Genomic DNA, 6,296 nt, shown 5'->3' with positions numbered 1-6,296 from the left:
TGTTCGGACTGGTTTCGTTTGTTGCAGTGCAGCGAACTAAAGAAATCGGTATACGCAAAGTTCTGGGAGCAACTATTCCAAACATTATAATAATGTTTGGCAAAGAATTTTTGATTTTGATCGCATTGGCTTTTCTTGTTGCCTCGCCTGTCGCTTATTTTATGATGAATAGCTGGCTTGAGAATTTTGTTTACAGAGTGTCCATAGGCGCCGGAGTGTTTGTAGTGGCGATCGTGTTTACCGTGACTCTTGCAATTATTACGATCGGCTACCGCATAATAAAAATGGCGTCAGCCAATCCGGTCGAGGCGTTGAAATACGAGTAACAAACGCAGAATCATCATTTTAAATCATTGGAGCAAGGCATGTTCAAAAATTATCTGAAAATTGCCGTCAGGAATTTATCGAAATCCAAATGGTATTCATTGATCACCATTGCGGGACTGGCCATTGGTATGAGTGCGTGTGTTCTGATTGTGATGTACGTTCGTGATGAATTGAAATATGATCGCTTTCATGCTAACGCAGAGCGTACTTACCGTGTCACGACTGATTCACCAAGTTTCGGCCATCTTTCAAGTTCAGCACCTGCATTGGCCGATGTTTTGAAAACCGGTTATCCCGAAGTAGAAAAAGTTACCCAGGTATTTAAGCACTGGTTCTCGCCTTTAATTGCCCATGAACAAACAGCGAATATCGAAGAGAAGTTTTTCTTTGCGGATGAAAGCTTCTTTGATGTTTTTTCATTTGAATTATCTTCAGGCGATGCTCGTACAGCCTTACAAGCGCCGTTTACAATGGTAATCACTCAAGCGGCAGCTACGAAATATTTTGGCAATGAAAATCCTGTCGGCAAAACTTTATGGTATAATTCGAAACATGAATTCACCATTACCGGTGTTTTAAAATCAGTGCCGTACAACACGCACGTTCATCCGGATTTTATTGCATCGGCATCAAGCCTTCCTAAAGTCATGTGGCCGACTTTTCTCAAAGGCTGGGGACAGATGGTAAAAACGTATGCCGTCTTGAACGATGCGGCCAATGCTTCACCGCTTGAAAATAAATTGAGTGTTTTGTACGCACGCCGCTTTGGCGATCAAAATCAAACGCATCTGAAATTGCAGCCGATCACGGACATTCATTTGTATTCGCATTTATCCGGAGAATTCGAAGAAAATAATGACGTCCGTTATGTGTATTTGTTGACGGCCATTGCCGCAATCATTCTGCTGATTTCGGTGATTAATTATGTGAACCTTGCTACGGCGCGTTCGCAAACGCGTTTGAGAGAAATCGGCATGCGCAAAATTCTCGGCGCTTACCGGCGTATGTTGATCGTACAGTTTTTGACGGAATCGGTGATCATTGCGCTGGTTGCTCTGTTCGGTAGCATCGTTCTCATCGAATTTGCATTACCGGTGATTAATCAATATGCCGAAAAACAATTAGTGCTTAATTATTGGTCGGACGGATGGATGCTGTTTGCGATGACTCTGGTAACGGGGCTGGGCGCCGGTTTGTATCCGGCCGTATTTTTGTCGCGCATGCAGCCCGCTAAAACTTTGCGGCCGCAGGCCGAAACACTGCGGCTCGGAGGTTGGGCAAGGCAATCGCTCGTGGTCCTTCAATTCTCAGCTTCTATCGCGATGGCGATTGCAACGATGATTATTTTAGATCAATTGCGTTATATGCAATCGGCAGAATTGGGATTCAACAAACAACAGGTTTTGATCATCCCGATGAAAGACGAATCGATGGAATCCAACGCCCGTGCATTTTCATCGGAATTAACACTGAATTCAAAAATTTTATCCGTGAGTTCTGCCAATGCATTTCCCGGTAAAGGTCACGCAGGCGATTATCTTGGCCGGCCTGGTACTGACGAAACAATTCCGGCTTCATTCAATTGGATTACCGAAGATTTTGTTAAAACACTTGGGCTTAAAATAATTGCCGGCCGCAACGTATCTTCCGCTTTTCCGTCCGATCCTCACCAAGCTGCGTTACTGAATGAATCAGCCGTCAAGGCCATGGGTATTGAGTTGCCGGATCGGGCGATCGGGAAAACTGTTTTTGCCAAAGGTGTTGACGGAGATAAACAGCGTACGATCGTTGGCGTCGTGGCTGATTTCCATTTTCAATCGTTGCATCATGTTATCGAACCGATGGTACTCTTACCACAATGGGATCACCTTGCCTACATGTTAGTTCGCATTGACGGACAAGATATTCCGTCGACGATTAAATTTATCGGCAAAACGTGGGAGCAATTCGCAAAGGCTCAACCGTTTACTTATACTTTTCTTGATCAGGAATTCGACAGGCATTACCGCGCGGAACAAGATTGGAGTTCAGTGATGAGTTACGGAACCATGATTGCGCTTGGAATTGCAGTTCTTGGGTTGCTCGGGCTAGCTGCATTTACCACGCAGCGTCGTACGAAAGAAATCGGGATCCGTAAAGTTCTCGGTGCAACTTCCGGACGAATCATTACGATGATTTCGGCTGATTTTTTAAAGCTGATTTTGATCGCCAATGTATTGGCTTGGCCGGCAGCGTATTGGCTGATGACATCATGGCTTGAAAATTTTGCGTATCGCACAAGTATTCATGCCGGAACGTTCATAGCAGCCGGCTCGGTTGCTATGATCATCACGTTATTGGCAGTTGGCATTCAATCAATCCGCGCCGCTAACGCCAACCCGGTCGATGCTTTGAAATACGAATAAAAATGCAGCATAAAAGACAAAGGTTAAAGACATGTTCGACAATTATCTGAAAATTGCTTTCCGAAATCTTGTTAAGCACAAACATTACAGTTTGATCAATATTTTTGGACTTTCGGTAGGCCTTGCCGTGTGTACGCTGATGGTGATGTACATTCAACATGAATTTTCTTACGATCAATTCCATTCGGAGAATAATAAAATTTACCGTGTGGTCAATTATCTCCAATTAGATCCCACATCTAATTTTGCCCGTACTGCTCCATTACTTGCTCCGACATTGAAGAGCGATTTCAGTGAAATCGAGGCTTCCGGCCGGTTATTCAAATTCATTGGCAATGTTCGTTCAGGTGATCGTCAATTTCAGGAAAACAGTTTCTTTTTTGCTGATCCGGATATTTTCAAAATTTTTTCATTTGAATGGATCGAGGAAAAACCATCGGCCGCTCAAGAAAGACCTAATACGGTCGTCTTAAGTGCATCGGCCGCTAAAAAATATTTTGGTGATCAGAATGCCGTCGGTCAAATTCTGATGATCCGTGACTCGATTCCGCTGACCGTGGCCGGCGTGGTTCAGGATATGCCGACAAATTCACATTTTCATTTTGATTTTCTTGCATCGTTTGCAACGTGGAAAGCCATGGCGCCGGAACGGCAATTGAACACGTGGCGTAATAACATTTATTATACCTATATCAAATTGCACGATGCGGCTTTCAGGTACAGTCTGGAGCAACAACTGCCGTTTTTTGTCAAAAAGTACATCGATCCGGAAGGATCGGTCCAACTTGATTTACAGCCGCTTACCGGCATTCATTTAAACTCACATCTGAAGAATGAACTCGAGCCAAACGGCAGTCTTCAGAACACGTATATTTTTTCCGCCATCGCTTTTTTCGTCCTTCTGTTGGCTTGCATTAATTATATGAATATGGCGACAGCACGCTCGATGCATCGTATGAAAGAAATCGGTTTACGTAAAGTCGTCGGTGCCGGCCGCGGCGAATTGATTCGGCAATATCTGGGAGAAAGCATCTTGCTTTGTGCGATATCGTTTCTAATTGCATTGGGTCTGGTTGAATGGGTTTTACCTTATTTTAATTCTTTTACAGGCAAAGATCTTTCGTTGCAATGGCTGTCAAATCCAGTAATGGCATTGATAGTCGTGCTGCTGGTTATGACAGTAGGTTTGCTGGCGGGAATTTATCCGGCGCTCTATTTGTCCGGATTAAAACCTTCGGAATCCTTAAAAGGGCGTAGCGGTTTAGCAAACCGTTCGACTCTCGGGGTTCGGAAAGTACTGATCATTTTCCAATTTACAGCCGCGGTAGCTTTGATGATCGGAACAGGCGTCGTTTACCAACAACTTCAATTTGTACGATCGCAGAATCTCGGGTTTGAAAAAGAACAAATCGTTGTAGTTCCGTTTTTGTGGGACAAACTTGTTCAGGATCGCTACGAAACGCTCAAAAAAGAATTAATTTCCGAATCGTCGATCCTGAGTGTGACGGCGACCGGCGATATTCCGGGGCGAATGTCCACGCACATGAGCTATTGGACTGAAGGGATGAATGACGATGAATCGCTGGGAATCAATTTACTTACCGTCGATCCGGATTTTGTCAAAACCTATCAATCTAAAATTCTGGCCGGTCGCGATTTTTTTAACGATTCACAAGCTGATTGGAAAACAAGTTTTATCGTCAATGAAGCGGCTGTGCGACAATCCGGATGGTCGTCAGCGCAAGATGCCATCGGAAAACGGTTTGCGATGAACGAGGATGGACGGATTATCGGCGTGATCAACGATTTCCATTTTAATTCTCTGCATGAAACGATCGAACCACTTGTTTTGGCCATTTGGCCGTCATGGAATGGTTATGTTTCGATACGGGTTGATATGAACCGTGCGTCCGATGCCGTCACGGCGATCCAGAGTATTTGGAAAAAAGTTTTACCGACGCGTCCGTGTGAATATTTTTTCCTGAACGACGATCTCGATCGTCAATATCGTGCTGACGAAAAATTCAGCGCCACTGTGATGATCTTTGCGGCTATGTCAGTGTTTATTGCGTGCCTCGGATTGCTTGCGCTGGCATCGTTCGCGACCCAGCAGAGAACAAAAGAAATCGGTATTCGTAAAGTATTAGGCGCTACCGTTCCGGGAATTGTTGTCGAAATGTCCAAAGATTTCATGAAGCTTGTTGTAACCGCTAACGTCGTTGCGTGGCCGATTGCGTATTATACTATGTCCGTTTGGCTCGAGGATTTTGCGTATAGAATTTCAGTAGGTATAGGTATTTTTTTATTAGCGACCGTTGTCAGTCTTGCTTTGGCCTTCATCACGGTCAGCGCGTTGTCCATGCGGGCGGCAAATGCCAATCCCGTAAGTGCTCTGAAATACGAATAAAATACACACAAACAAATCCAAATCTGAGAGGATGTATGTTTAGAAATCTATTTTTGTGCTTTTTTACTTTGACACTGATTTCATTTTCAGCTAAGGCGCAGGTTATTCCATTCGATTCGCCGCGGTGGGAAATTGCGGGCCAAGAATTTAAAATCGTCGATTACCTCGGGCAAAAAGCTTTGTATTTGAAAGGCGCTGGCGCAGGAGTTGCCGATGCTGATTTTACAAATGGTACGATTGAATTTGATATTGCCGTTACCGGAGAACGGGGATTTATGGGCGCGGTATGGAGAGTTCAAGATCCGAAAAATTATGAAAATTTCTATATCCGGCCACACCAATCAGGTAATCCTGATGCGAATCAATATACACCGGTATTCAATGACATACCGGCGTGGCAGCTCTATTACGGCGAAGGATACGGTCATCCGGTTAAATATGTTTTCAATCAATGGATGCACATCAAAATTGCCGTATCAGGCACTCAGGCGGAAGTTTACATTCAGGATATGGAAAAACCAGCGATCTTCATTGACGAAATGAAAATGCCGGTTCGTTCCGGGAGCGTCGGTTTAACGAACAGTAATTTTACCGGCGCCTACTTCGCGAATTTTCAATTTACTAAATCGGAAAACCAACCGCTCAAAGGCACTCCGTCTCCCAAAAAAGAAATGCCATCGGGTTCGGTAATGGCGTGGCAAATCTCTAATACCATTTCTGAAAAATCGCTTGAGAATGTTACAGAATTAAATAAAACGGTTACCGGAAACCTTAAATGGACCAAACTAGAATGTGAAATTACCGGATTGGCCAATCTCGCACGAGTTCAAGGTGTTACCGATAGCCTCAATACGGCATTTGCCAAAATCACTGCCGTTTCTGAGAAAGAACAAATCAAAAAGATGGTGATCGGTTTCAGCGATCGTGTAAAAGTTTTCTGCAATGGAAAATTACTATATGCCGGAATGAATAATTACCTGTCGCGCGATTACCGGTTTCTTGGAACGATCGGATATTACGATACAATTTATTTGCCGCTTCAAAAAGGTAAAAATGAAATCTGGCTGGCTGTTTCAGAGGATTTTGGAGGCTGGGGAATCCAGGCAAGATTTCCGGATATGAAAGATATGGTTATCAATCATTGATAAGAAAAGGAG

General features: G+C 44.0%; 4 protein-coding genes. All 4 read left to right on the top strand.

The features are described from left to right. Nucleotides 1–326: ABC transporter permease (locus tag K1X84_02100; GenBank protein MBX7150404.1), on the top strand; the 326-nt coding region annotated here is incomplete at its 5' end. Between the two features lie 39 nt (nt 327–365). Further along, a complete protein-coding gene (locus K1X84_02095; GenBank protein ID MBX7150403.1) occupies nt 366–2,732 on the top strand; it encodes an ABC transporter permease in 2,367 nt (788 codons plus the stop codon). Between the two features lie 31 nt (nt 2,733–2,763). Further along, nucleotides 2,764–5,139 (top strand): ABC transporter permease, encoded by a 2,376-nt coding sequence (locus K1X84_02090; GenBank protein MBX7150402.1) that lies wholly within the window; start codon nt 2,764–2,766, stop codon nt 5,137–5,139. A 35-nt stretch (nt 5,140–5,174) separates the two neighbouring features. Next, complete coding sequence (locus tag K1X84_02085; protein MBX7150401.1) at nt 5,175–6,284, top strand: hypothetical protein; 1,110 nt, start codon at nt 5,175–5,177, stop codon at nt 6,282–6,284. Nucleotides 6,285–6,296 lie beyond the last annotated feature (12 nt).

The sequence above is a fragment of the bacterium genome (assembly GCA_019695335.1).
Classification (GTDB): domain Bacteria; phylum CLD3; class CLD3; order SB21; family SB21; genus JABWBZ01.
Note: the sequence above shows the minus strand (reverse complement) of the source record. Positions and strands in the feature narration are given on the sequence as shown.